This is a genomic window from Corallococcus sp. CA054B (assembly GCF_003611625.1).
GTDB lineage: Bacteria > Myxococcota > Myxococcia > Myxococcales > Myxococcaceae > Corallococcus > Corallococcus coralloides.
Window position 1 is genome coordinate 1 of sequence record NZ_RAVY01000064.1, and the last position, 25,612, is coordinate 25,612.

Annotated in this window: 19 protein-coding genes and 1 pseudogene; 4 read left to right on the plus strand and 16 right to left on the minus strand. The window is 69.0% G+C overall.

The genetic code is table 11. The features are described 5' to 3' along the window. Window positions 1–694 precede the first annotated feature (694 nt). The gene (locus D7V80_RS17560) at window positions 695–895 is read left to right on the plus strand and encodes a hypothetical protein (protein ID WP_120589263.1); all 201 of its coding nucleotides are present in this window, start codon (window positions 695–697) and stop codon (window positions 893–895) included. A 49-nt stretch (window positions 896–944) separates the two neighbouring features. On the opposite strand, the gene D7V80_RS17565 is transcribed toward D7V80_RS17560, so the two are convergent. Beyond that, window positions 945–1,472 carry an SHOCT domain-containing protein gene (locus tag D7V80_RS17565; RefSeq protein WP_120589264.1) on the minus strand — a complete coding sequence of 176 codons (528 nt, stop codon included), beginning with the start codon at window positions 1,470–1,472 and terminating at the stop codon, window positions 945–947. 169 nt (window positions 1,473–1,641) lie between these two features. On the opposite strand from D7V80_RS17565, the gene D7V80_RS17570 reads away from it, so the two are divergent. Beyond that, on the plus strand, window positions 1,642–3,066 hold the full coding sequence (locus D7V80_RS17570) for a hypothetical protein (protein ID WP_120589265.1): 1,425 nt from the start codon (window positions 1,642–1,644) through the stop codon (window positions 3,064–3,066). A 13-nt stretch (window positions 3,067–3,079) separates the two neighbouring features. Here D7V80_RS17570 and D7V80_RS43945 read toward each other — a convergent pair. The 10 genes and pseudogenes from D7V80_RS43945 to D7V80_RS17625 form a co-directional block, all read right to left on the minus strand. After that, window positions 3,080–3,825 (minus strand): annotated as a pseudogene (locus D7V80_RS43945) (IS5 family transposase). A gap of 125 nt (window positions 3,826–3,950) precedes the next feature. Next, window positions 3,951–5,744 (minus strand): Vps62-related protein, encoded by a 1,794-nt coding sequence (locus D7V80_RS17585; RefSeq protein ID WP_199738714.1) that lies wholly within the window; start codon window positions 5,742–5,744, stop codon window positions 3,951–3,953. A gap of 44 nt (window positions 5,745–5,788) precedes the next feature. Then, window positions 5,789–6,484, minus strand: a complete 696-nt coding sequence (locus D7V80_RS17590) for a pilin (RefSeq protein WP_120589266.1) — start codon at window positions 6,482–6,484, stop codon at window positions 5,789–5,791. Then, window positions 6,453–8,063 (minus strand): AMP-binding protein, encoded by a 1,611-nt coding sequence (locus D7V80_RS17595; protein WP_120589267.1) that lies wholly within the window; start codon window positions 8,061–8,063, stop codon window positions 6,453–6,455. The genes D7V80_RS17590 and D7V80_RS17595 overlap by 32 nt, the downstream gene beginning before the upstream one ends. A 55-nt stretch (window positions 8,064–8,118) precedes the next feature. After that, window positions 8,119–8,892, minus strand: a complete 774-nt coding sequence (locus D7V80_RS17600; protein WP_120589268.1) for an enoyl-CoA hydratase family protein — start codon at window positions 8,890–8,892, stop codon at window positions 8,119–8,121. Next, entirely contained in the window at window positions 8,889–10,901 is a 2,013-nt protein-coding gene (locus D7V80_RS17605; RefSeq protein WP_120589269.1) for an acetyl-CoA carboxylase biotin carboxylase subunit, read from the minus strand. Before D7V80_RS17605 ends, D7V80_RS17600 begins: the two co-directional genes overlap by 4 nt. An 11-nt stretch (window positions 10,902–10,912) precedes the next feature. After that, window positions 10,913–12,529, minus strand: a complete 1,617-nt coding sequence (locus tag D7V80_RS17610; RefSeq protein ID WP_120589270.1) for an acyl-CoA carboxylase subunit beta — start codon at window positions 12,527–12,529, stop codon at window positions 10,913–10,915. Window position 12,530: 1 nt separating this feature from the next. Then, on the minus strand, window positions 12,531–13,409 hold the full coding sequence (locus D7V80_RS17615) for an SDR family oxidoreductase (RefSeq protein WP_120589271.1): 879 nt from the start codon (window positions 13,407–13,409) through the stop codon (window positions 12,531–12,533). Between the two features lie 11 nt (window positions 13,410–13,420). Further along, window positions 13,421–14,587: an acyl-CoA dehydrogenase family protein gene (locus D7V80_RS17620; RefSeq protein WP_120589272.1), complete on the minus strand. Its 1,167-nt coding sequence runs from the start codon at window positions 14,585–14,587 to the stop codon at window positions 13,421–13,423. A gap of 36 nt (window positions 14,588–14,623) precedes the next feature. Continuing rightward, a complete protein-coding gene (locus D7V80_RS17625; protein ID WP_120589273.1) occupies window positions 14,624–16,318 on the minus strand; it encodes an acyclic terpene utilization AtuA family protein in 1,695 nt (564 codons plus the stop codon). Between the two features lie 96 nt (window positions 16,319–16,414). Here D7V80_RS17625 and D7V80_RS17630 point away from each other — a divergent pair, with 96 nt between their 5' ends. After that, a complete protein-coding gene (locus D7V80_RS17630; RefSeq protein ID WP_120589274.1) occupies window positions 16,415–17,047 on the plus strand; it encodes a TetR/AcrR family transcriptional regulator in 633 nt (210 codons plus the stop codon). A gap of 31 nt (window positions 17,048–17,078) precedes the next feature. Here D7V80_RS17630 and D7V80_RS17635 read toward each other — a convergent pair whose 3' ends face one another. From D7V80_RS17635 to D7V80_RS17645, 3 genes are read right to left on the minus strand one after another with little or no spacing between them, the layout of a single operon-like run. Further along, the gene (locus tag D7V80_RS17635; RefSeq protein ID WP_120589275.1) at window positions 17,079–17,855 is read right to left on the minus strand and encodes a zinc-dependent metalloprotease; all 777 of its coding nucleotides are present in this window, start codon (window positions 17,853–17,855) and stop codon (window positions 17,079–17,081) included. A 23-nt stretch (window positions 17,856–17,878) separates the two neighbouring features. Next, window positions 17,879–18,679, minus strand: coding sequence for a serine protease (locus D7V80_RS17640; protein ID WP_120589276.1), 801 nt, complete (start codon window positions 18,677–18,679; stop codon window positions 17,879–17,881). 3 nt (window positions 18,680–18,682) lie between these two features. Then, on the minus strand, window positions 18,683–19,453 hold the full coding sequence (locus D7V80_RS17645; RefSeq protein WP_120589277.1) for a zinc-dependent metalloprotease: 771 nt from the start codon (window positions 19,451–19,453) through the stop codon (window positions 18,683–18,685). Window positions 19,454–19,835: 382 nt separating this feature from the next. On the opposite strand from D7V80_RS17645, the gene D7V80_RS17650 reads away from it, so the two are divergent. Further along, on the plus strand, window positions 19,836–21,011 hold the full coding sequence (locus D7V80_RS17650) for a DUF6068 family protein (protein ID WP_304987802.1): 1,176 nt from the start codon (window positions 19,836–19,838) through the stop codon (window positions 21,009–21,011). 11 nt (window positions 21,012–21,022) lie between these two features. Here D7V80_RS17650 and D7V80_RS17655 read toward each other — a convergent pair whose 3' ends face one another. Together D7V80_RS17655 and D7V80_RS17660 are read right to left on the minus strand one after the other, a co-directional pair. Beyond that, window positions 21,023–24,088 (minus strand): poly(A) polymerase, encoded by a 3,066-nt coding sequence (locus tag D7V80_RS17655; RefSeq protein ID WP_120589279.1) that lies wholly within the window; start codon window positions 24,086–24,088, stop codon window positions 21,023–21,025. A gap of 115 nt (window positions 24,089–24,203) precedes the next feature. Beyond that, window positions 24,204–25,610, minus strand: a complete 1,407-nt coding sequence (locus D7V80_RS17660) for an EH signature domain-containing protein (RefSeq protein ID WP_120589280.1) — start codon at window positions 25,608–25,610, stop codon at window positions 24,204–24,206. Window positions 25,611–25,612 lie beyond the last annotated feature (2 nt).

Consider the following 25,612-nt stretch of genomic DNA (forward strand, 5'->3'; position numbering starts at 1 on the left):
GACCGAGCAGCGCGAGGCGTTCTATCCGGAAGCCGTCCGACTGCTGCACCGCTTGCGGCGCTCAGGACGGCTCAGTCTGCTTGCGCCTCGCGCTACCCCCTGACAGGACTTACTTCCCCTGGCTTAGAGGTACCGCCGGTGGTGGAACCGCCGCCCATGCCGCTGCCGCCCGTGCTGGAACCGCCTGTGCCGCCCGTGCTGGAACCGCCTGTGCCGCCCGTGCTGGAACCGCCCGTCCCCGGGTTCGTCCCTGTCCCTGATCCACCAACGTCGCCAGAGCTGGTGTCGGCCCCCTCCGTTCCATTGGAGCTTTCGCCGACGTTCGTCCTGCCTCCGACTCCTGGATTCATCGTTCCGGAGCCGCCAGTGCCGCTCCCCTCCGTCCCCTCGCTCTTCGTGGTCTTGCACCCCGCGCCAACGAGCAGCGCGGACACGAGCGTCCCCAGCAGCACCGCCTTGAATGCCTTCATTGCATGCACCTCCCGAACCGGACCGGGTTGAAGGTCGAGAAACAGCCTCTCGGGAGCCACTGACCTCGGGGCTGGGTTCGAGGTCGGGAAGGCACACCTCGGATGAGACGGGAAGGCTTCATCGAAGGGGCGCAGGCACCGGCTCCTGGCCCTCGGTGCCGAGCCTCGTCCAATCGAGGACTCGGCTCTAGAATGGACGGGCCGTTCAACCCGGGAGGTCGTACATGCGCAAGGGAATCGCGAAGTTCGTGTTCATGCTGGGCGTCGTGGCCGGTGGCGCCGTCGGGGCGCTGATGCCCACCAACTCCGAGGCCATTGGCCTCTGCTCCAATATCTGCATGAACGAAGACTGCTCGTGCTTCCGCCAGTGTGGCGGCATGGGCGGTGGGCAGTGCGTGTGTTCGGACATCACCATCTGCCAGTAGGCCGCAGCGGCTGAACCGCGGCCGGGCCTCCGTCGTGGGCCCGGCCGTTTCAGAGCCGGTCGAGGATCTCCGCCCTCTTCCGCGCGTACTCGTCCTCCGAGACGAGGCCCGCGTCGGCCATCCGCTGGAGGTCCGACAGGGCCTTCACGGGGTCTGCGTGCGCCGCCTGGCCCGTCGCCATGGCGTCCATGCCCTGGCGGAGGAACCGGCCCAGGTCCTGCGCGACGACCGGCCCCAGGACGACGACGCATTGTGGGTCCTTCGGGTCGACCTTGACGTTGAGCCGCAGCCCCACGTCCATCACCCGCACGTTCCAGTCGTGCATCCGGCTGCTCAACGACACCTGATACGGCGTCTGACCGGGCAACCGCACCTCCAGCAGGAAGTCGAAGACCTGGCTGCGGTTGATGTACATCCGCGTGGCCCTGCACTCCAGCACCGTGGCCTCGCCCGGCAGCCCGTGTTCGCGGACCTGCTTCTTCCTCCATGACTGGTGGATCAGGCGCACGACGAGCGCGCAGCCGCCGAGGAAGACCAGGGCCCAGCTCCCCACCAAGAACACATACTCCTCGCGCATCAACCCACCTCGAAGAGACACCGCGCAGGCCCGGAACGGGGGCCTCGCCCCGTTACAAAGGGCCGGGGCCCTGCATGAAAACAGCGAAGGCCGTGCACCGTCACGCCCTGTCGCGAGGTTTCATCGAAACAACTGCTCGCTCGGCGTGCGGCCGGTAGCATGCGCGCCCATGAGCCTCTCCCAGAACGAGTTCCTCCCGCGCGCGGAGGCCGTGCGCGCCCGGCTCGAAGGCGCCGTCCTCGAAGCACTCTCCCATCACGGTGAGCCTTCGGTCTCGGGCCTCGCGGGCGCGTTTCGCGACACGCGGATGGAGCCGGCCCAGCTCGCGGAGGCGCTGTGTCCCGGTCCCTTGTCTCCCATCGGCTTCGCGGCCCTGGTGATGCGCGAGCTGCTGACGCCCGAGGACGCGGTGCTCGAAGGGACCGTCTCCGAGGCCCGGGTCATCACGGGCAACGCGCGGGTTGCCGGCTCACTGCGGGTCACCGCACCCCTGGTCGTCCTCGGGGACCTGGAGGTGGCGGGCGTGCTGGAGGACTGTGGACCGGATTCGACGGTCGTGGTCGTGGGCCGTTGTACTGCGTGGGGGCTCCAGACGTCAGGGAACTTCCTGGTGCTCGGCGACCTCGTGGTCCGGGACGTCATCCAGGGCATCTACAACGACGACAGCCTCGTCGTGGCGGGCGACCTCACCACGCGCTTCCTCGACGAGAACGACCACGACGTCACCTGCTACGGCGAGGTCCACGCCGAGCACCAGTTGGAGAACGGCCGCTCCGGCGAGGACGCCGCCTCGCTCGCGTCCACCTTCCTGCGCCCGGAGCTGTGGAACCTCGACCTGGGGGAGATCCACCACGACGTCCTGTTCAATCGCATCCAGAAGGGCGAGCCCATCTTCACGGACACGCTCCAGCCCCGGCAGGTCCGCGAGCCGGATGAGCCCACCGCCGAGGAGCTCGAAGGCCTGGACATCGAAGGCATCGCGGCCCAGGCGTCGAAGAACGCGCGCGCGAGTGACGTCGTCTACGCCCAGCGCAAGACAGGCGAGGTGTGGCTGCTGCGCCCGGGGAGCCTGCCCCTGCACATCTTCGACGGGAAGGAGTTCCTCGGACAGGGGACACCCCCGGCGCTCGACGTGAAGCAGCGGGCCTCCGAGCGCGTCACCTTCTGGCGCAGGCGGGGCGATCTCTTCCTGGAGATTGAGCGCTTCGGCGCCGTCGTGCAGTTGCACGCGGGCTACAACAACGGGTCGATGCGCACGTTCCGCTTCGCCTTCGAGACCTCCGACGCCGCCGTACAGGAGATGCGGCGGCTGGAGGCCCGCTACGAAGGAGACTTCCTGCGGGTCACGACCGTGGTTCCCGGCCGGGGTCCGCTCGAACGCGAGCTCGCGAACTACGGAGGCCCCAAGGCGGAGTACACGTCGGCCATCGTGGACGGCACCACGCTGGTCACCCGCGACGACGAGCGCCAGGACTTCGATGACGAGGCCTCCGCGCTGAGCGCCCTGGAGGATTGGATCGCCGGAAAGCGCCAGACGGGGTTCGACCTGAAGATCCTGGAGTGGAAGCCCTTCGGCCTCCTGGGCAACAGCTAGGGGCTGTCCCTGATTACCGCAGCCAAAGAAGCATGGAAGCAACGTGCAGGACGGCGAGGTAGCTCTTCGCCGTCTTGTCGTAGCGGGTGGCCGCAGCCCGAAAGCGCTTGAGGTCGTGGAAGAAGCACTCCACCCGGTAGCGCAACCGATAGAGGGTGCGGTCCAGCGCAGGCGGTTGCTTCCTGCTGGGATGGGGATGAATGACAGGCGTCATTCCCACCTTCAGGGCGTTGGCGCGAATGCGCTCTGCGTCGTAACCGGTGTCCGCGATGAAGGCCTTGCCCTCGGCGTGCACCAACAACTCCTCGGCCATCGTGGACTCATGTTGCTGGCCGGGCGTTATTTCGAGGTGGAGCGGCTTACCGCCCGCCGTTGTGACGGCGTGAACTTTCGTTGAAAAACCTCCTCGAGAACGCCCCAGAGCATTTCTTCGGACCCCCCTTTTCCGCCCGAGGCGTCCTGATGCGCCCGGACGACGGAAGCGTCTGCCAGCGAGCCGAGCTCATCCACCGGAAGTCGCAGGGCCTTGAAGATGGCTTCCCAGCGCCCGACTTGCGCCCAGCGGTGGAAGCGGTTGTAGACGGTCTTCCAGTGGCCGAATCGCTCCGGAAGGTCCCGCCATTGCACCCCAGTCTTCACGCGCCAGATGACGGCGTTGATGAAGTCGCGGTCCCCTCGCTTCGAGGGTGGGCCGCTACGCGAGCCCAGCAAGGGCTTGATGCGGCTCCACTCGGCATCGCTCAGTTCATGTCGGCGCACAGCCAGCGTTGATCATGCCTGACGCTGGCTGGCAACCTCCTGGTGCCCCTCAAGGCCGGGTCCAACGCCCGTGTTTGATCCACCAGGTTGATTTTCGGGCCGGAGATCAGGGACAGCCCCTAGGACTACTCCAGGGTCATGTACTCGGGCTGATACACCGACCGATTCCGCAGCGGCGAGGGACCACCGCTGTTCACGCAGTAGCCGGTCGGGTTGTCGCAGCCGGACTCGGGGTTGCCCCAGTACGCCGTGAGGTTCATCCAGGCGAGCGACCCCGTGTACGTCCCCGCCGGCTGCCAGGGAATGACCACCACGTTGTTCCAGGTGTCCCACGCGAGCCCGGCGCCGGTGTCGTCCGCCAGGAAGTCGCCGTTGAAGATGGTCTCGTAGATGTGCCGCGCGGCGTCCGGATAGAGACCATGCGAGCCATTGGCGGAGAACACCTCCGGATGCCAGCCGGTGAGGAACACGGCCTTGTCGCCGAACGTGAAGGTCTGCCCGTTCGCGTGCTGGCTCAGGTAGACCTGCGCGGGGCGCCCGTCGATGAAGCGCACGGTGAGGTGCTCCCAGTCCCCCACGTGGTTGCCGAAGGTGGAGTAGCCGCCCACGCAGCCCCAGGGCGAATACCAGCCAATGCACACGCGCTTGCCATTGTTGTAGGGGTAGAAGTTCCAATACAGCACGTCCGTGACGTTCGTCGGCAGACCGCCCTGGGTTCGCGGGATGACCTGCGCGTAGACAGGCACCGGTGTCTGGTTGGGGCGCTGGCCGTCCAGGAACTGCGGATCCGTGCAGGAGTCACAGCCCAGCGCCTGGTTCGTCACCAGGTGGCCGTTCTCCTCGTGGACGTTGGCCAGGTGGAACTGTGTGGAGGACGGGAAATAAGCCTCGTCCGGATGCAGCCACACACGCGGCGCGAACGTCGCCACCGTCTGCGCGTCCACGGGCAGGCCCCGCAGCTCCGCGTTGGACGTGGCGCTCTTGTTGAGGACCCAGTAGCGGTTGCCGCCCGTGTCGCCGTGGCTGGGGCGTGAGACGAAGGTGGAGGCGGGCAGGCCCCGGTGGTCGCGCGCCACCGCCTGCCACACGCCAATGTCGTCATCCGCGCCGGAGCCCCTGTCGTCCCACACCCAGGCGGGATTGGCGGGCAGCACGTATTCACTCCGCACGCAGCGGATGAGGTCCGTGGAAGGTTTTGAATAGCCCAGCACCGCGACGTGGCCCAGGCAGGTGTAGCCCGCGGGCGCGACCGGCTCCCAGAAGGAGACGTCGTGCGTTCCACCGGAGCCGGAGTCGTCCCAAGTCCAGTTGTAGTTGGACGGACGCGCGAGCAAGTCGCCCTCCCCGCGAACGACGAACGTCGTCGCGGGCGGCTGCCCCCGGTTCGGCATGGCCACGTCGCCCAGCGAGAAGAAGCCCGGTGTCTGGGAGAGGTCCGGCCGCCAGACGGAGATGTCGTTCGTCGCGCCGGTGCCGTGATCGTCGTAGACCCAGGTGAAGCGGCTGGTGGGCCGGACCTCCAGGGCCTTGGGATGGCGCAGCACCCCGGAGTCCGCCGACAGGGTGAACTCGGCGCTCTGCCCTGACAGCGCGGTCGCCGCGACCAGCTGGTAGCTGCCCGGGACCAGCGTGACGACCAGGCGCGAGTTCGTGCCGCCACCGCCGTTGTTGTCCTGCGCGAGGATGTTGCCGTTCGCATCCAGCAGGTACAGCCAGGCATCCGCCGACGACGTCAGCGTGAACGTCACCGGCTGGCTGGACGTCTGTGAATCCAGCAGGAAAACCCGGTTTCCCGGGCTGGAGGGGCTCTGTCCTCCCGAGCCCTGCCAGAAGCCATAGACGGTGTTCGCGTGGGCTGCGTTCGCCACGAGCGAAGACGTGGCGAGCGCGACGAGGGATAGGAATCGCCGGAGGACCATGGATGCCTGGGGAAGGAGGGAACCCAGGACCCTACTCCGGACTCCTATTGCCGGACGTCGTTCACGTGGTTGTACGGCGCTCCGAGGGGAATGGTTTCGCCATTGGCCGCCGTGCGGTCGACGGTGGAGATGCTCCACACGTCCAGCGTGTCATCGTTGTCCACGTTGCCCACGCACGCGGCGGTGACGACGCAGTCGGGACAGGTCCCCTCCACGCCGGGCTTCACTCCCGCCTGATCCAGGGCCGCCTGGATGGCCTCCGGTTCGATCGCGGGGAAGGCCGCTCCCACGGGGATGACGTCCTCCGGCATCCGCAGCACATAGGCATAGCGATTGCGCGGTCCCGGCTCGATGCCCATCTCCTCGAAGCTGACCAGGGGCTGATCATCCGCCAGGCTCACCCTCGCCGCGGTGAAGACCGCCTTCAGGTTGCTCCTGCACTCCGCCTGCTTCGCGCGCGACTGGAACTTGATGAAGTTGGGGATGGCGATGGCGGCCTGGATGCCGATGGTGAGTAGCCCCAACCCCGCCACGCAGAGGGCCGCGATGGCGAGCCCCCTGCGCCCGGCATGCTCCGGCTTGCCTGTCTTCACCATCGCCAGGATGGCCAGCACGAGCCCTACCGGCCACAGACAGATGATGCACAGGCCTGCGATGGTGAAGCCCAGCGCGACGCCAGGCAGGATGGTCTTCTTCGGCGGGGCGGACTCAGGAGGGATTGGGGTCGTCACGTCCCGCATCGTAGTGCCGAGCGTACTGCTGACGGAGCACGAACTTCTGGGCCTTGCCCGTGCTGGTCTGCGGCATGGCCGGGAGCAGGACGATGGCCTTGGGCACCTCGAAACCTCCCAGGTGCTGGCGGCAATGGGTATTGATCTCCGCCTCCGTCGCGACGGCACCGGGCTTGAGCACGACGAAGCCTGTCACCGCCTCCGTCCAGCGCGAGTGCGGCAGGCCCACCACCGCGACCTGGAGCACCGCGGGGTGACGCAGGAGGACCTCTTCGACCTTGATGGACGGGACGTTCTCTCCGCCCGTCTTGATCATATCCTTCTTGCGGTCCACGAAGAGCAGCTGGCCATCGGCGTCGAACATGCCCAGGTCGCCCGTGTGGTGCCAGCCGAAGGCGCTCGCCCGCGCGGTCGCCTCCGGGTCCTTGTAGTAGCCGAGCATCACGTTCGGCCCGCGGTGGACGATCTCCCCCACCTCGCCGCGCCCGAGCAGCCGGCCCTCGTCATCCATGATGGCCGTCTCGTTCGTCACGACCGAGTCGCCCCAATACGATCCGAACCGCTTGAGCTGCTGCTCCGGCTTGAACATGGTCGTCGCCGGGTACATCTCCGTCTGCCCTGACGCGAGCGCGAAGCCGCCCGGACAGAAGTGCTCGATGAGCTCCACGAGCATCGTGCGCGCCATGGGCGCCATCACGTAGAGGCACAGGCGCAGGCTGGACAGCTTCGTGGCCGGACGCGCCGGGTGCGCCAGCATCGCGCCGTACATCACCGGCAGGCCCAGGAGGAACGTGATGCCGCGCTGCTCGATGGTCGCGAGCATCGCGCCCGGGTCGAAGGCCCGCCGCACGACGACGGTCGCCCCGGCCAGCAGGAACGTCATCACGATGGCGTGCTGCGCGCAGTGGAACATCGGGAGCACGCAGAGGGTGGAGTCCGACGAGCGCATGCCCAGCTCGAACAGGTTCCCGCTCAGCGCCGCGTGCACCGACGCATGCGAATGCATGACGCCCTTCTGCTGGCCGGTGGTGCCGCTGGTGTACATGATCTGCGCGAGCTGGCCGCTCTGGATGCCCACCTCCGGCAGCGTGCCGTGCTGCCCCTTCAGCGTGTCCAGGAACGCGACCATGCCCCCGCCCGGCGCCGCCTGCCCTTCCGGCACGCAGACGATGATGCGGGTGCCCAGCGCGTCGAGCATCTCCCGCAGCCCGGGCTTCGCGAGGAGCTCGGCGTCGACGACGGCGTGCGTCGCCTCGGCGTGCTCGAGGATGTACCGGACGGCCTCCACGGAGAGGCCGGTGTTGATGGGCACCCAGACGAACCCCGACTTGTAGATGCCCACGAACGCCGTGAGCATCTGCGCCGAGTTCCCGCAGAGCATCGCGATGCGCGCGCCCAGGGGCAGGCCCTGGGCGAGCAGGTAGTGCGCGAAGGCGTTCGAGCGCCGGTCGAGCTCCGCGTACGAGAACTCGAGGTCCCCGTCGACGAGCGCCGTCCGCTCCGGCCAGCGCAACGCCGACCGGTGGACGATGTCTCCCAGAGAGACGCGGCTGATGCGCGGGGACTGAGGTGCCAGGCCTACAGACATCGTGTGCTCCATTCCGCCCGTTCGGGCGTCGGGTCGAACCGGGTGCCCCCGCAGCCTATTTCGGCGCGGCCCACGCGGGAGGCCGGCGTTCCAGGAAGGCGAGCATCCCCTCCTGGGCCTCTTCGGAGGCGAACAGCCGGCCGGAGAGCGCGACCATCTCGGCGCCCCCGGACTCGATGCGCGCGCGCAGGCCGGCGGCCACCAGCTGCTTGGTCTCGCGCAGGCCCTGCGGAGACGACACGCGGAACGTCTCCAGGATCTGCTCGACGGCGCCCTCCAGGGACGCGTCCGGCACGGCGGAGGTGATGAGCCCGATGCGCGCGGCTTCGGCCGCGTCGAAGGCCTCACCGGTGAGGAAGTAGCGGCTCGCCGCCCGGCTGGTCAGGTGCGGCAGCGTGGTGAGGGAGATGACCGCGGGCGTCACGCCGATGCGCGCCTCGGTGAAGGCGAACTTCACGGACTCCGCGACGACCGCCACGTCGCACGCACCGACAATGCCGATGCCGCCCGCCCTCACCTGCCCGGCGACCTTCGCCACGACAGGCTGCGGCAGCGTCACGAGGGTGCGCAGCACGTCCAGCAGCACACCCGGCGCCTTCGCGGCGCCCCCGTCCGCCATCTCCGAGAGGTCCGCCCCCGCGCAGAACGCCGGACCGGTGGCCGCGAGGACGACCGCGCGAACCCCCGGGTCGGCGCCCACGGCGTTCAGCCGCTCCAGCAGCTGCGTGACGAGCGCACGCGACAGCGCATTGCGGTTGCGCGGCGAATCAAGCGTCAGGGTCGCGACGCCACGAGAGACTTCGTACCGGACGAGCGGTGCTTCACTCATGCTGCCTCCTTCGCTGCGGGAGAGACGACCGCGACGACATGTCGTGCCGGCACCTGCGCCCCGACCGTGACGTTCACCGCCGTGACCACGCCATCCGTGGGCGCGATGAGGGACGACTCCATCTTCATCGCTTCGAGTACCACCAGCACGTCGCCCTTCTTCACGGTCGCGCCGACCTCGGTGCTCACCCGGATGATGCGGCCATCCATGGGCGCGCGCAGGCGGCCGTCGCTGGCGCGCTCGCGTTCGGAGGGCAGCCGGAAGGACACGTCGCGCAGCTGCCGCGTGATGCCGTCCAGCGAGCACCACAGCGTGCCACCCGCACGGCGGTAGCGGACCGCGCGGCGGCGCCCCGCCACCTCCACCTCCGCGCGCTCGGGGCCGAGGCCGCGCAGGGAGAGCGCGAACGAGCTGTCGCCGACGTGGACCTCATAGGCCTCCGCTGCGACGGGGCGCACCGAGGCGCGGAACTCGGAAGCACCGTCATGCAGGCTGACCGGCACCGGCAGGGCGTAGGAGCTGCTCCAGCCCGTGAGCGTCGCGTCGAAGCCACCCTTCCGGGCCAGCGCCTGCGCGTCGTCGTGGAAGAGCAAGGCAGCCAGGATGGCCTGGTCCTCCAGGGAGGCCTTCCCGAGCACCTGCAGCGTCTCTGGCGGCGTGTGCGCGCCAACGAAGCCCGTGTCGTACCGGCCGGAGCGGAACGCCTCGTGCCCGAGGACATGCTGGATGAACGCGCTGTTCGTCGTGACGCCGAACACCGTCAGCTCGCGCAGCGCCGCGGCCAGCCGCTCACGCGCCGTCTCGCGGTCCGGTCCGTACGCGATGAGCTTGGCCTGCATGGAGTCATAGAACGGCGTGATGTCCTGGCCTTCACGCACGCCATGGTCCACGCGGACGCCCTCCCCCGCCGGCGGCTCCCATGCGAGGAGCCGGCCCGTCTGCGGGAGGAAGCCCCTGGCCGGGTCCTCCGCGCACAGGCGCGCCTCGATGGCGTGCCCGCGCCAGGTGACCTCCGGCTGCGTCAGCGGGAGCGGCTCACCGTCGGCGACGCGCAGCTGCCATTCGACCAGGTCGAGTCCGGTGATGAGCTCCGTCACCGGATGCTCCACCTGCAGGCGCGTGTTCATCTCCATGAAGAAGAAGTCGCCGTTCGGCGCCAGGAGGAACTCGATGGTCCCCGCGCCGCGATACCCGATGGCACGGATGGCCTGCACCGCCACGGACCCCATGCGCTCACGCAGCTCGGGCGTGACGGCTGGGGACGGGCTCTCTTCAATCACCTTCTGGTGCCGGCGCTGCACGGAACAGTCGCGCTCGCCCAGGTGCACGGCGTTCCCATGCTCGTCCGCGAAGACCTGCACCTCCACGTGACGCGCACCTTCGATGGCGCGCTCCAGGATGAGCTCGCCGCTGCCAAAGGCGTTCGTCGCCTCCGAGCGCGCCGAACGGATGGCGTCGAGCAGCGCGCCCGGCTCGCGGACCAGCCGCATGCCGCGCCCGCCACCGCCCGCCGCCGCCTTCACCATGATGGGGAACCCGACGCGCTGGCCCTCGCGGACCAGGGCCTCGTCCTCCAGGGACTCGCCAGGGCGTGCCGCCTCATAGCCGGGGATGCAGGGCACGTCCGCGGCCTGCATGCGCAGCTTCGCCTGCCGCTTGTTCCCCATCAGCTCGATGGCTTCCGCGGGCGGCCCGACGAACACGAAGCCGGCCTCCGCGCACGCGCGCGCGAAGTCCTCGTTCTCCGACAGGAAGCCGTACCCGGGATGGATGGCATCCGCGCCGGACGCCTTCGCCGCGGCGAGGACCCGCTCGATGGAGAGATAGGACTCCCTCGCGGGCGGCGGCCCCAGGTGCATGGCCTCGTCCGCGAGCCGCACGTGCGGGGCATCCCTGTCCGCGTCGGAGAAGACCGCGACCGTGCGCAGCCCGAGTCGGCGGCACGTGCGCAGCACGCGCACGGCAATCTCACCCCGGTTCGCCACCAGCACCTTGTGGATGCGTTTCATGATTCCTCTCGCTACAGCCGGGCGACGCCGAAGGAGTTGGGCGACAGCGTGCGGCGCGAAGCCTCGTCGCACGTGGCCAGGATGAACCCGAGCACCCGCCGCGTGTCCCGGGGGTCGATGACGCCGTCGTCGAACAGCCGCGCGCTGCATTGGAAGGCATCCGACTCGCGGTCGAACTGCTCGATGAGCGGCTTCGCCATCCCGTCCAGGAACTCCTGGTCGGGCGGCAGCCCCGCGCGCCGTGCCTTCTCCGTGGCGACGATGGTGAGCACCTTCGCCGCCTGCTCACCGCCCATCACGGCCGTGCGCGCGTTGGGCCAGGCGAAGATGAAGCGCGGGTGGAACGCGCGGCCGCACATACCGTAGTTGCCCGCGCCGAAGGCACCGCCCAACAGGAGGGTCATCTGCGGCACGGTCGCGTTGGCCACGGCCTGGAGCATCTTCGCGCCGTGCTTCACGATGCCGCCCTGCTCCGACTGCGTGCCCACCATGTAGCCCGTGGTGTTTTGCAGGTAGATGATGGGCGTGCGCGCCTGGCAGCAGAGCTGGATGAACTGTCCCGCCTTCGTCGCGCCCTTCGCGGTGATGGGCCCGTTGTTGCCAATGAGGCCCACCGCCCTGCCCTCGATGCGCGCCCAGCCACAGACGGTGAGCGCGTCGTAGTCGTCCTTGAAGGGCGAGAAGTCCGAGCCATCCACGAGCCGGGCAATCACCTCGCGGCAGTCGTAGGGCTTGCGGTGGTCCATGGGCACCACGCCGCACAGCTCCTCCACGGCGTAGCGGGGCGGCTCGAAGGCGGGACGCGTGGACGCCGGCAGGGCGTCATTCCACCCGAGCGACGCGACGATCTCCCGCGCGATGCGGATGCCGTCGGCGTCGTCCTCCGCGAGGTGGTCCGAGGTGCCGGCCACGGTGGTGTGCATCTCCGCGCCGCCGAGGTCTTCATCCGTGGCGACCTCGCCCGTGGCCGCGAGCAGCAGCGGCGGGCCCGCGAGGAACACCTTCGCCTTGCCGCGCACCATGACGACGTGGTCGGACAGGCCCGGGATGTACGCACCGCCCGCGGTGCTCGAACCGTGGACGACGGTGACCTGGGGGATGCCGGCCGCGGACAGCTTCGCCTGGTTGTAGAAGGTCTCCCCGCCCGGGATGAAGATCTCCTGCTGGTAGAGCAGGTTCGCCCCGCCGCTCTCCACCAGTGACACCACGGGCAGCCGGTTCTGCAGGGCAATCTCCTGCGCACGCAGCGCCTTCTGGACACCCCAGGGCGTCGCGGTGCCGCCCTTCACGGCGGAGTTGCTCACGAACACCAGGCAGCGCACGCCGGACACGAAGCCGATGCCGATGATGGTGTTCCCACCGGCCAGCGAGCCATCGGTGTCGTCGTGGTGCTTGTAGCCGCAGAGCGTGGAGAGCTCCAGGAAGGGAGAGCCCCGGTCGAGCAGCAGCGCCAGCCGCTCACGCGGGAGCAGCTGCCCGCGCTGCTTGAACTTGTCCTTGGCCAGCTGCTCGGTGTCGCGCGACTTCTGCTCGATGGCGCGCAGCTCCGCGACGCGGGCGAGCATCTCCTGGCGCTGCGTGGTGAAGGTGGCGGAGGCTGGTTCGACCTGGGAGACGAGCGTGGGCACGTCACTTCTCCTTCGGGCCGTCGAGGATGGCGGGGCCCTTGGCCAGGTGGAACCCGTCGTAGGGCTTCGAGTTGTCGTGCTCCGACAGCGGGAACGCCTTGGTGTTGCAGGACGCGCCGCCGTCGATGCGGATGACCTCGCCGGTGATGAACGCCGCCACGTCGGAGAGCAGGAACACGATGGCGCCGCTCACCTCCGCCTCGGTGGCCAGCCGGTGCAGGGGCACCTGCTTGCGCAGGAAGGGGATCATCTCGCGGACGAACGGGTCCTCGTAGGTGTCCAGCCCGCTGGAGGCGACCCAGCCGGGCGCGACGGCGTTGACTCGCACGCCGGAGGCGGCCCACTCGACGGCGGCCGTCTGCGTCAGGTTGAACATGCCGGCGCGCGCCGCGCCCGAGTGCCCCATGCCCGGCATGCCGTTCCAGGCATCCGCGAGCATGTTCACGATGGCGCCGCCGTGCTCGCTCATGGACTGGGTGAACACCTCGCGCGCGACCAGGAAGCCGCCGGTGAGGTTCGTCGAGACGACCGCCTCGAAGCCCTTCTTGGAGATCTGCGACAGCGGCGACGGAAACTGCCCGCCCGCGTTGTTCACGAGCCCGTGGATGCGGCCGTGTTTCTGGACGACGGCGGCGACCATGTCGCGCACGGCGGCCTCGTCCCGGATGTCCACGGCGTGCTGCGTGGACGCATGGCCCTCGGCGGAGAGCTCGCCAGCGACCTTCTCAAGCTTCTCCGTCTTGCGGCCCACGAGGACGATGTGCGCGCCGAGCGACGCGAGCTCGTGCGCGGTGCACCTGCCAATGCCGCTGCCGGCGCCGGTGACGATGATGGTGCGGCCCGCGAAGGAATTCGGGGCGAAGACTGAACGGTATCCCATCGTGTAGCTCCTCAGCCGCGCGCCTTGCGGGGCAGCGTTCCCATGGCCTTGCTGATGATTCCGAGCATCACCTCGTCGGCGCCGCCGCCAATGGACCCCAGACGCAGGTCCCGGTAGGCGCGGGCGACGGGGTTGTCCCAGGTGAAGCCCATGCCGCCCCAGTACTGGAGGCAGCCATCGACCAACTCGCGGGCAAGCCGGCCCGACTTGAGCTTGCACATCGAGGCGAGCTTCACGACCTCCGGGTCGTCCTTGTTCTCGATGTACATGGCGACGGTCCGGTAGATGAGCGCCCGGAGCGCCTCCACCTCCGTCTGCAATTCAGCGAGCCGGAAGTGCACGCTCTGGTTGTCGAGGATGGACTGGCCAAAGGCCTTGCGCTGCCGCGTGTACTCCGCCGTCTGCGCGATGAGCCGGTCGAAGGTGACCAGCGTGCTCGCCGACACGAACAGCCGCTCCTCCTGGAACTGCTGCATCTGCATCGCGAAGCCGCGCCCCTCGTCGCCGATGCGGAAGCGCGCCGGGACGCGCACGCCGTCGAAGAAGAGCTGCGCCGTGTCGGACGCCCACATGCCGAGCTTGCGGATCTTCGACCGCGTGATGCCAGGGCGGTCCATGGGCACGATGATGAGCGACTTGTTCGCGTGCGCGGGCCCATCACCCGTGTTGGCGAGCAGGCAGATCCAGTCCGCCTGCATGCCGTTGGTGATCCACATCTTGCTGCCGTCGATGACGTAGTCGTCGCCGTCACGGCGCGCCGTGGTCGTCACGCTCGCCACGTCGGAGCCGGCACCGGGCTCGCTCACCGCGATGGAGCAGACGCGCTCGCCCGTGAGCGTGGGCGCCAGGAACTCCCGCCGCAGCGCATCGCTGCCGAAGCGCGCGAGCGCGGGCGTCGCCATGTCCGTCACGACGCCAATCGCCATGGGCAGCGCGCCGCAGGTGCAGTGGCCCAGCTCCTCCGCGAAGGCGACGGAGAACGACGCGTCCAGCCCCAGCCCGCCGAACTCCGTGGGCTTGGTGATGCCGAGCAGCCCGAGCTCGCCCAGCTTCTTGAAGACCTCCCGCGCCGGGAAGATCTCCGCGGCTTCCCATGCTTCGACGTGCGGGTTCAGCTCCTGCTCCACGAACTTGCGGACGGTCTGGCGGATGGCGCGGTGTTCCTGGGTCTGCTGCATGGGCATCCTCGGTGGGCTCGGGCGCGTGCGGAGGCGCTACAGAAGCGATTCAGGGACGTCGACATGGCGCGAGCGCAGCCATTCGCCGAGCGCCTTGGCCTGCTGGTCGAAGCGGGTGGACGACGAGACGCCCTCGCCGAGCAGCCCCTCGATGACGAAGTTCAGGGCGCGCAGGTTCGGCAGCACGTGCCGCTGGACCTTGAGCTCCCGCGCCTCTGGAAGCAGCGTGCGCAGCTGCTCCTCCGTGAGCATGTGCACCAGCCAGCTCCAGGCCTCGTCGGAGCGGACCCAGACGCCGATGTTCGCGTCCCCGCCCTTGTCTCCGCTGCGCGCCAGGGCCACCTGGCCGAGCGGCACACGCCGGCACGGGCCGGGCGGCAGCGCCGCGGGCAGCGACGGCGCAGGCACTGCTTCCAGCCCGCGCGTCTCCTCCGTCGGCATCACGTCGATGCGCCGCCCATCCGAGAGCACCGCGACGTGCGGCACCTTGCGCGCATCCACATAGGCCGCGGTGTAGACGCCAAAGGGCGAAGCGTCGCCGGGCAACGCGGGCAGGAAGAAGCCGGGGTAGCTGGACAGGGCAAGCTCCACCACGGCGCCGCTGAAGGACCGGCCAGCGACCTTCGGGTCGGCGTCCTTCACGGTGACCCGCAGCGTCGCGGACGCCTGCTCCTCGCTCGGAGCGTCGGCGTGGTCGGTGCGCGCGAGCGTGTAGAGGACCTCGGCGGGCCGGGGCTTGAGCGTCGCGTCGAGCTGCGCCCGCACGAGCGCGGCCTTCTCCTCGATGTCCAGGCCAACGAGCACGAACTGGGCGTCGCCGCGGAAGCCGCCCAGGCGGTTCAGGCACACCTTCACGTCCGGGGGAGGCGGCTCGCCGCGCACGCCCGACAGGCGCACGCGGTCGGTCCCGTCGGCGTCCACCACGATGGTGTCGAAGCGCGCCGTCGCATCAGGGCCTGCGTAGCGCGCACCGCCAATCTCATAGACGAGCTGGGCCTTCACGGTGTCGACGGTGACGGCGCCGCCGGTGTCCGGATGCTTGGTGATGATGCTGGAGCCGTCCGCGAAGATCTCCGCGAGCGGGAAGCCGGGCCGGCGCACGTCGATTTCACCGAAGCGCGCGAAGTTGCCGCCGGTCGCCTGGGCACCGCACTCCAGGACGTGGCCCGCGACCATGGCGCCCGCGAGGCGGTCCCAGTCGTCGCGCTTCCAGCCGAAGTGGGCGGCCGCGGGCCCCACGACGAGCGATGCGTCCGTCACGCGCCCCGTGACGACGATGTCCGCGCCTGCCTCCAGACACGCGGCGATCCCCCAGCCACCGAGGTACGCGTTCGCCGTGAGGGGCTGGTCGAAGCCCAGCTCGTCCGCGCGTCCGACGAGGTCATCGCCTTCGACGTGCGCGATGTTGACGGTGAGCCCGAGCTTCGTGGCGAGCGCGCGCAGGTCGTTCGCGAGCCCCGCCGGGTTGAGGCCACCGGCGTTCGCGACGATGCGGACCTTGCGCTCCACCGCGAGGCCGAGCGTCTCCTCCAGCTGGCGCAGGAACGTCTTCGCGTACCCGCTGGCCGGGTTCTTCAGCCGGTCGCGCCCCAGGATGAGCATGGTCAGCTCCGCCAGGTAGTCGCCGGTGAGGACGTCCAGCGGACCGCCCTCCAGCATCTCCCGGAACGCGGAGAAGCGGTCGCCGTAGAAGCCGGATGCATTGCCGATACGCAGCGAGCGCGCGTCCATCGCACCTCCAGAACCAGGGAGCGGCGAGTCTGTCCCCCACCTCCAAATAAAGCAATCACGATTGCTTTTTTCTTCCCGCCACAACAGTGTGTCGCCATGAGCGGCACTGCGAGCGGGACGACACGGCAGGAGCAGGAGCGCAGCCGGGTGACGCGGCAGAAGCTGATGACGGCCGCCATCGAAGTCCTGGTGGAGAAGGGCTGGGCGGGGGCGACCATGGGCGCCATCGCGGAGCGCGCGGGAGTGTCACGCGGCGCCTGCCAGCACCACTTCCCGACGCGCGCCGCCCTGGTCGCGGCGGCCGTCGAGCACGTCTTCCGCCAGCAGGTCGAAGAGCTGGTGCGGCGCGCGAACGGCCTGCCGGAGAGCCGGCGGCGCGTCGAGCCGCTGTTGAACCTGCTCCATGACGTCTACGCCGGCCCGCTCTTCACCGCCGCGACGCACCTCTGGGTGGCGGCCGTGGCGGATGAAGAGCTGAAGGCCATCCTGCTGCCGCTGGAGACGCAGGTCGGCCGCGAGGTGCACCGGCTCACCGTCGAGCTGCTGGGATTGGATGAGCGCGACCGAGACGTCCGCGACGCCGTGCGTGCGACGCTGGACCTCCTGCGCGGCCTGGCGCTGGCGAGCCTGCTCCACGACGACACGGCCCGGCGCCGCAAGGTGCTGGCCCACTGGTCGCGGACGCTCGAAGCGCAGCTTGCGCCCAAGCGCGCGACGCAGGCGGACTGAGCCGTCGTCGCGCGTCTGCGTCCTGCCAGGCTCAGCAGCGGTAGAGGTACGTCAGCGCGGTGATGTCCGTGCTGGTGAACTCGCCGGTCGGGTTCGGAGGGAGGCAGGCGTTGAAGATGGACCCGTTCACGGAGGACGTGGAGGGCGTGCCGGGGATGAGGATGGCGCCCACGCCCGCCGTGCCCTCGCTGCCGCCCGTGCCGCAGCTGATGACCTGGGAGTAGTAGTCCGAGTGGCGCATGCCGAGCGTGTGCCCCAGCGCGTGGGTGATGATGTGCTCGACCGTGTCGAGCGGCGCGGTGTTCCACCCCGTGCCGATGTTGATGGTCCCGTAGGGCAGGCCCCCCGAGGGGTAGCCCGCGCTGTAGGTCGTGCCCGCCGCGGTCGCCGCGACGATGGTCGCGTTGCAGCCGGTGGACGGCCCCCGCACCATCGTGAAGCAGAGGCCCAGCGCGTTGTAGTTCTGGATGGCCAGGTCCAGGCCCTGGGTGAGGTGGCTGTAGCTGCTGAACGTGGACGTGGGGTTGATGCAGATCTTCCGCACGAGCGCCTTGTTGACCACGTTCGTCGTCCGGTACTGCTCCGCGCTGTCCCCACCGGACTGGAGCATCTCGCGGGACGCTTCGACGCTCACCTGGGCGTCGCCGCCCACGTAGACGGATTCATCCACGACCTGGATGTCGCCGGGCTGGAACCCCGCCTCGACCAGGTTGGAGAGGATCTCCTGGTGCTCCCGCCCCAGGTCGGTCCCGCAGCCGGACAGCCACGCACCACAGCCCACCACGAGCACTGCTGCTCTCTTGAACATGGTCGTCTCCCCTCGGTCTGGCTTCAGCGCGCGACGATGTCGGCGTCCACCAGGTACGGAGACGCCGCGACAATCGCTTCCATCGTCCAACCCCGGTTGGCGCCGCGACCGGTCGTGTCGCAATCGCCGTCGGTGTGGACGCCCACCAGCTGGCCCTGACGGTTGAGCACGCCCGCGCCGGAGCTTCCGACCAGGGTGTCCAGGTCCACGTAGTAGACCAGCGAGTCGCAGGCATCCAGGTACTCGCCCTCGGCGATGACCTTGGGCTTGCCCCGGGGATGCTGGATGATGGCCAGCCGCTCGCTGGGAACGGCCGACAGCAGGACCGGGGTGACGTCGGGAGTCACGTCCAGCTGGATGAGGGCGTAGTCGGGTTCGAGCGATTGCTCGATGACGGTGCCCTCGGTGATGAGCGGGTCCCCGTCCGGCTGGTCCTCGAAGTTGAAGACGATGAGCGACCGGTCACCGAGCGAGACGCAGTGCCCCGCCGTCACCACCACGGGCCCCGCGCTCGCTTCAATCAGTGTTCCGGTGCAGCGCCCGTCAATCAGGACGACCGCGTCCTCAGCCGTCTGCGCGGCGTCCGCGAACTCGCCCTGGTAGCTGTTGATGGGAGTGAAGTCAGCGGTCGGGCCACACTGCGTCTGGCCGCGAACCTCCGGAGGCGGACGCACCCGCGACGCCGCGGGGCTCTCACACACCACCGGGTGGGTAACCGCGGGCACCTCCTCCTTTCCACAGGCCGCGAGGCCCAGGAGGATGAAGGTGCCCGCGAGGATGCGCCCCCTCGGACTCATGAAGGACTCAAGGGGTCGCAACGCCATCGCTTAGTAGAGGTAGTTCAGCGCCGTGATGTCGGAGCTGGTGAACTCGCCGGTCTCCGTCGAGCGGAAGCAGGAGTTCATGATGGAGCCACCCACCGTCGCGGTGGTCGGCGTGCCGGGGATGTGGATGGCGCCCACGCCCGCCGTGCCCTCGTTGCCGCCCGAGCCGCAGCTGATGTTGCGGTTGTAGTAGTCCGTGTGACGGAAGCCGATCGCGTGACCCAGTTCGTGCGTGATGACGTGCTCGTTCACGTCCACGCTGTAGCTCTGCAGGCCGGTGCCGATGTTGATGGTGCCGTAGGGACGGCCGCCCGACGGGAAGCCCGCGGAGCCGCCGGTGCCCGACATGGTGGTCGCGGTGATGTTCGCGCTGCAGCCCGTGGTGGGGCCACGCGCCATCGTGAAGCTCAGGCCGCGCTGGTTGTAGTTCTGGATGGCCAGGTCCAGGCCCTGGCTCAGGCGGGAGTAGCTGTTGAACCCGGACGTGGGGTTGACGCAGATCTTCGTGATGCTCGTGCCGACGAGGTTCGTCGTGCGGTACTGCTCCTGGGTCTCCTTCGTCGCGGGCTGGAGCATCTCGCGAGACGCCTCCAGGGTGACGTGCGCGTCGCGGCCCACGTACACCTGACCGTCGGCCTCCATGATGTCGGACGCGGGGAAACCGGCCTCGATCAGGTTGGAGACGATCTCCTGGTTCTCCTGCTCCAGGTCGGTACCGCAGCCGGACAGAAACGCACCACAGCTCGCCACGAGGACTGCCGCCTTCTTGAACATTCGTCGTTCCTCTGCGTTCGGGGGAGATCCGCTGCCGCCTGACCTTCCCGTCAGCCGCGGACAGCTTGCCCAGCCACTGAGCAACTGCCGGGCCAGCCGCGCTTCAGAGGGAATAACCGGCTTTTGTTGAATTGCTTGGAGCGCCAGCACTCCAGCTTCCAAGAATGTGAGCGTAACACCTTGTAACGGTTTGAGCCTCAAGTGCTTGTTGTGACATGGTTTTTACTCGCCATCCCGCAACTCACTGATTTTCGGACAGGGGTGTCTTTCTATCAGTCACCCTCCCCTGGGTCGTATTTACTCCCACTATTCAGGGAAAACGCACGGAACGTGCGATAGCTGCGAATTGAATCCACTCCCGGTATTTCCCGTCCCCATGATCATGCGCCCTTCCCTCCCCCTTGCCGCGCTGTTGGGTGCGGCCCTGTCGTTCCTCCCCGGCTGCGAGAGCACGAAGTCGAGCGGCCCTTCCGCCTCCGACACGCGGGCCCAGGACGCGGCCTCCGTGCAGGCCGCCGAAGCCTGGGCGCGCGCACGTGTGGGAGACCGCGTCACCTATTCCTTCAGCGCGACGCGGGGCCCCGAGCCTCGCGGCGGCGGCACCGCGCGCACGATCCAGGGCCAGCTGACGCTGGAAGTGGTGGCCGTGCAGCAACCCTGGGTCTGGGTGCGCGCGGCCTACAGGGATGAAGGAGGCAGGCCGCTGTCGCAGACGGGGCTGGCGCAGGACCTGCTCATCCCCGTGCGCGCGGACGTGTCGCGCCCGCTCGACGTGCCGCACGGAGGCACGGCCACCGCCGAGGTCGCCGCCAGCGCGGGCCGCAGCTGGGAGGCCGTGCGCTACGTCAGCGACCACCGCTCCTTCGACGGGCCCCTGCGCACGCGCGTGTACGCCAACGCGCCGGGCCCGCTGTACCTCGCCCGTGGCCTGATTGAAGCGAGCACGGTGTCCGCCGGCTTCCGCGTGCCGGGCGGATACCAGCTGAAGCTGCAAGAGGTCCGTGAGGGCTCGTCCGAGGCCAGCGCCCCGGTGCCCGCGCTGGAGCGGCCCCTGGGCCCGGGCGCGTACTACGAGCGATACGTGGATGTGGGTCCCGCGCCCGGCCTACAGCGCGTGTGCTTCACCGCGGAGCGCGGCTACCTCCTGCGCACCGAGGGCCCCGTCGACACCAATGCCGCCCCCTGCTCCGACTTCTCGCAGGCCGAGCCGGAGCCTCTGGAGGAGCTGCTGCTGGGGCTGCCCTCGGAGGTGCTGTTCACGGAGGAATGGCCGCCCGCCGCGGCGGCCAACGGCACCCGGGGCACGTACAGCGCGGAGGGCCACGACGTGCCCGCCCTCATCGCCCAGAGCAACGAGGACGTCGAAGGCACCCAGCGCGTCTTCACCGATACCTACGCGGCCGACCCGTGGGCGCCGGGGCTCGCGGGCATGCCGTATGAGGGGCGCTTCCAGCCGCTCGCCAACAGCACCGACCGCGTGGTGGCGGGCGGCAAGCGCGAGCCGGAGGGCGGCACGCGGATCGTGCGCTGGGGTTCGTGGCTCGCGGGACAGAAGTAACGCGCAAGGCTTTACGAAAGGGGTGCGTCGCTCCGTGCGCTGTCATTGCCACGCACCCACTCGACCTGGAGCACCGCGCCGGATGGGCGGTGCGTCCAGTCCTGGAAGGACGCGCGGAACGCCTCCACGGCCGCGAACAGCGGACTGGACGGATGCCAGGACAACGCAGCCGCATCCCGAGTCTCGCGCACGTCCAGACCGATGAGCAGCGCTCCCGCGGCCTGCGCGGACTGCATCGGACGCACGGAGAGACGCCGGTCTCCCTCCAGCCGGTACACCAGGGCCGTGACATGTCCGAGGATCCACCCCGAGACGACCTCCCGGTCCTCGGCGGTGGGCGCGTCGACGGACAGGCGCAACGCGGCCGGTGGAGTCTCGTTGGCGCTCAGGGGCTGGAAGAGCGCTCCCCAGGAGGAAGGCGTGCGGGAGGCGCGGGCCCTGGCCACCAGTTCGCGGGCACGGAGCAGCTCCTCCCGGATGACGCGGTAGGTGGACCGGGACACATTGCGCGCGGTGTTTCGAGCCGGGAGCGAGGGGGCGATGACGGGCAGGAGGTCGCGCTTGCCCTCGGGCCGGTAGCGCGCCGTTTCGGGGGTGAGCGTCACCGGCTGGGGCCACGGCCAGGCAGCGAAGGTGCCGAAGAAGTGCGCGAGCAGCGCCGCGTCGGACCGCATGGCGTCCGGAGTCGCGCGGGTGCAGGCCCAGGCCGCGAGCAGCGTCCACGACAGTCCACCGAGGTAGCCCAGCGCGTGCGAGTAGATGCCCCGGGCCCGGGCCCAGGCCTTCACCGCGCGCAGCAGGGTCCGGAACCGCTCGGTCCGTGCGGCGTCACGGGCCACGGCGTCCATCAGGCCCAACGTGTCCGCCAGGCCCAACACGGCACGGAGACCGGCGGGGTCGAGCTGCTCGCCGTGCAGTCCGAGCAGCGTGAGGGGATCCTCCGGCGGTACGCCCTCCGGACGGCCCGCGTAGGCCAGGTCGAAGCTCACGCCCCCGAGGGTCAGCTTCACCAGCGGGATGGCAGCGTCCGCCACGTAGCGGGCCGAGCCCGGTGCCAGCGCCTGGAGGAGCGATTGCGCGAAGGCGTCGCGAGACAGCTCAGCCGGTCCGATGGCGACCGCGTCCACGTCACTGCCCGCGCCATCCGTGCCCAGGAGATAGGAGCCATACGGATGCAGCGAGGCGCCGATCCGTTCGCAATGCTGGCGAAGCAGCTCCACCGCCGCGGTCCTGGCGGCGTGCCCTTCGCGTGACTCGACGGCGCCGATGGAGGCCAGCGCCTCACGCAGCGGAGCATCCTCGTGCTCTGGGATTGCGCGGGGTGCCTGGGCCAGCGGAATGCGCCGGATGACCTCGAAGGGCGTGTCACCCTTCCTCCGGATGAGGCAGAGCTCGCCCACGCGGAACTTGAGCGGCCGCCATGCGCGCTGCCACTCGCCGAGCGTGCGGGCGATGTCCGAGGAGAGCGGGAGCTGTCCCACGGAGAGGTGGGGCGTGAAGCCACCGTGGGCGGACGAGGCGCATTCGGGAAGGGCCGCCACGAGCTTCGCGTGCAGGGTCGGCAGTGTGCCGGAGGGCTGGTCATCGGGGCGGAGCCACGCTGTCGCGTTGGCACGGTGCTCGAAGTGGCCGAACGCGGAGAGCGTCACGTCGAAGGGTTCGAGGCCCTGGAGCGCATCCGCGAGGATGGCTTCCGCCGTCTCGAAGTCCTCTTCCGGAACGAAGGGATACAGCAGCGTGATGTGAGGCATCCACCGCTGGAACTTCGCGTCGTGCTTCTTGCGCAGGGCCTGGATGGGGCCCCAGACATCGTCAGGAGGGATGAGCACCAGGGCCGTGTGGTAGACCAGCGCCGTGGAGGAGCGCGCGGTGAGACCCTCAGACGATGCGACCGCTTCACGCCGCAGGACACAGCGCAGTCCGAAGTGATCCGAAGCGAAGAGGGTCTGTCCGTTGGGCCCGGGCGGCCCCGCCAGGGGCGCTTCGCCGAAGAGCTCCACGGACTCAGGAGCGAGCCGGTCCGAAGGAGACGCCACCAGCACCCGGTCCAACCGCCGGAGCGCGCCCGAGACGGTGGTCAGCACCGCCAGACTGTTCAACCGGGGGTTGAACGTCTCCCCCGCTTCCGAAGGCCTCAGCGTGGACCACGCATCCACGAAGCCCGAGCGCGCGAAGGACTCCGCTTCCGGCGCACCGTCACCGAAGTTGAAGTCACCGGCCAGCACCAGATCCGGCGCCTCGGTATCGCTCGTGGAATTGAGTACGCGGGCCCATTCGAGGAGTGCCTCGACCTGGACGGCGCGCGAGGAGGCGCCAGAAGCGTCCCGGTCACTCGTCAGGTGCGGTGTGGCCACCCACAGCGTGCCGCCCGAGAGATGCAGCTCAGCGGTGATGATGCGCTTATCGCGGGAGAAGACGCGTTGCCACACGGAGGCAAGCGGCGCACGCGACAGGAGCACCTGGCCGTAGGGCGTCACCGTCTGCGCACTGGGACCGTCCGACAGCCAGTAGTGCTCTCGCACCCACGGTTCCGCGAGCAGGGCTTTGAGGAACGACGGAGTGACTTCCTGCAAAGCGATGACGTCCGCGTGGGTCTCACGGAGCAGCGCGAGCGCCGCCGGAGTCCTCCGCTCGGTCGCCAGCAACTCCGCGTCGTACAGGTCGAAGAGGACGTTGAAGGTGGCGACGGTGAGCGGCGCCACGGCGGGAAGCGCGTGGCCCGGATCACGAGAGGCCTGGGTCCACACTCCCGAGCGCGCGTCGTACCGCCATGCGGGCAAGGGCGTGAAACCCGGCACCGTGATGGGTGAAGAAGGCGCGGGCTCTTCCACGGGCCGGGTGTTGCTCAGCAGGTCGATGCGCGCCTTGCGGTCCCACACCACCTGGGGTCCGCGCTTGAAGTACCAGACGCGGTGCCACGGAATCTCGCCGTCGGGGATGAACGCCTCGAAGGGCATCTCCTCCAGCGCGCCGCGGTGCGCGTCGTAACCAACGACGAACTCGCGGGCGTCATGCCGCGAGTCCCACCGGATCCGGTGATAGACCTCGCGGCTGGTCGTGAAGCGTTCCTGGGACATGGCGAGGATCCGTGGCGAAGGGTACTGGAAGGCACGCCAAGATGGGCCGCGCACGCGCCGCGCTGACGCGTCGGCTTGAGTCCGCCTGACATGCCCCGCCACAAGTGCCAGTGACTCAGCGCACGGTGCGTTTCACACGGCGGTCCTTCGCGACTCCCAGGTCCAGGAGTGCCTGTTCGAAGCGCAACTGCCACCCCGGAGTGTGGACCAATCGATCCTCACGGTAGTCGCCGTCGGGGTCCTTGAGTTCATTGGCATGCACCACCGGTTGACCATTCAGCATTCGAGCTAGCTGCTTGTGCTCGTAGACATAGGTCGCATTTCCAGTCCTTGAAAACTCCACTACGACATGCCGCTCGAACGACAACTGGAACGCGCTGATGTCGCCCCCAGGGAGCCGCCTGGCCCGTCGGAACGCGGCCTGCTGTTCGACGGGCAGCGTCGCGCACTTCAATTTCAGGGCGTCATACGTCACGGAATCCAGCCAGCAGGTGGTCCGACGGATGGAGCCCAGGTAGTTCAACCAGAACTTCCGCCGGTCCTGCTCGTGCATCGCCCGCTCGAAGAAGAACTCCAGATCCTGCTGGATGAGCGCAGCCAGGAACTCATCGAACGCCGCCTCCCCCAACACACGCACGGCCTGCCACGCCTTGCTCAAGGTCGTCAGCCTGGGATCCCCGAAGACACTGTCCCTGGCGATCAACCGTTCCTCAAGCCGGCCCCGGACGTCAGACGCAACCTGGCCATTCCCCCAGCACGCCAAGGTGGCGGCGACTACCGCGACACGGGCCTCCAGTGGAGCCGAAACCGCGACATCATCCGTGTTGTTGTGCGGCATCCACGACCGCCCCAGGGGCTCATCCACCAGGAACTTCACGCCCTCCGCCACGTCCTGACGGGCTTGAAGCCTCCGCAGCAGGTACCTCGCGATGACGTGCCCCGCGTAGGGGTTTCCGGGCTTGAGACCGGAGTTCTTGAGCATCTCGACCACATCCCCCAGGGGATGGGCCAGCCAATGCTTCGCCAACGTGCCAGGCCCATCAGGCCCCAGTGCCTCTTCGACGGACGTGGGAAGCGCCCACCGCACCGCACTCTTCTCCAGGGGCCGCTGGCCCACCAACGTCGCCCACTCGCGTTGAGAAGCGGCGTCCTCGGATGAGCTCCAGTCTCGGAGCCGCTGCCGCACCAACCGAGGCAGACTGTCCGGGCTCAGGGTGAGGAACCAAGCCATGTCTTTCGGGCCCACCTCACGCCACAGGCCTGGCACCGCGCGTCGCTCCCGTCGCGTCAGGCTGGCGAAGTCCCGCGCATGCAGCTTCTTGAGCACCGCCGCGACGTCCAGCGTCTGCCGCATCCTGACAAGGCGGTCGGGCTCACGGTCATCCGCACGCTGCTGGGCTGTCTCCACGCGGAGGAAGAGCTGCTGCATCCCCTCTTCCACCTGCTGCTGGAACGTCCCGAGCCCGGCCAGGACGACCTTCTGCCGTTCGCCTATCTCATCGAGCCAGTCGTCCAGTCCCATGG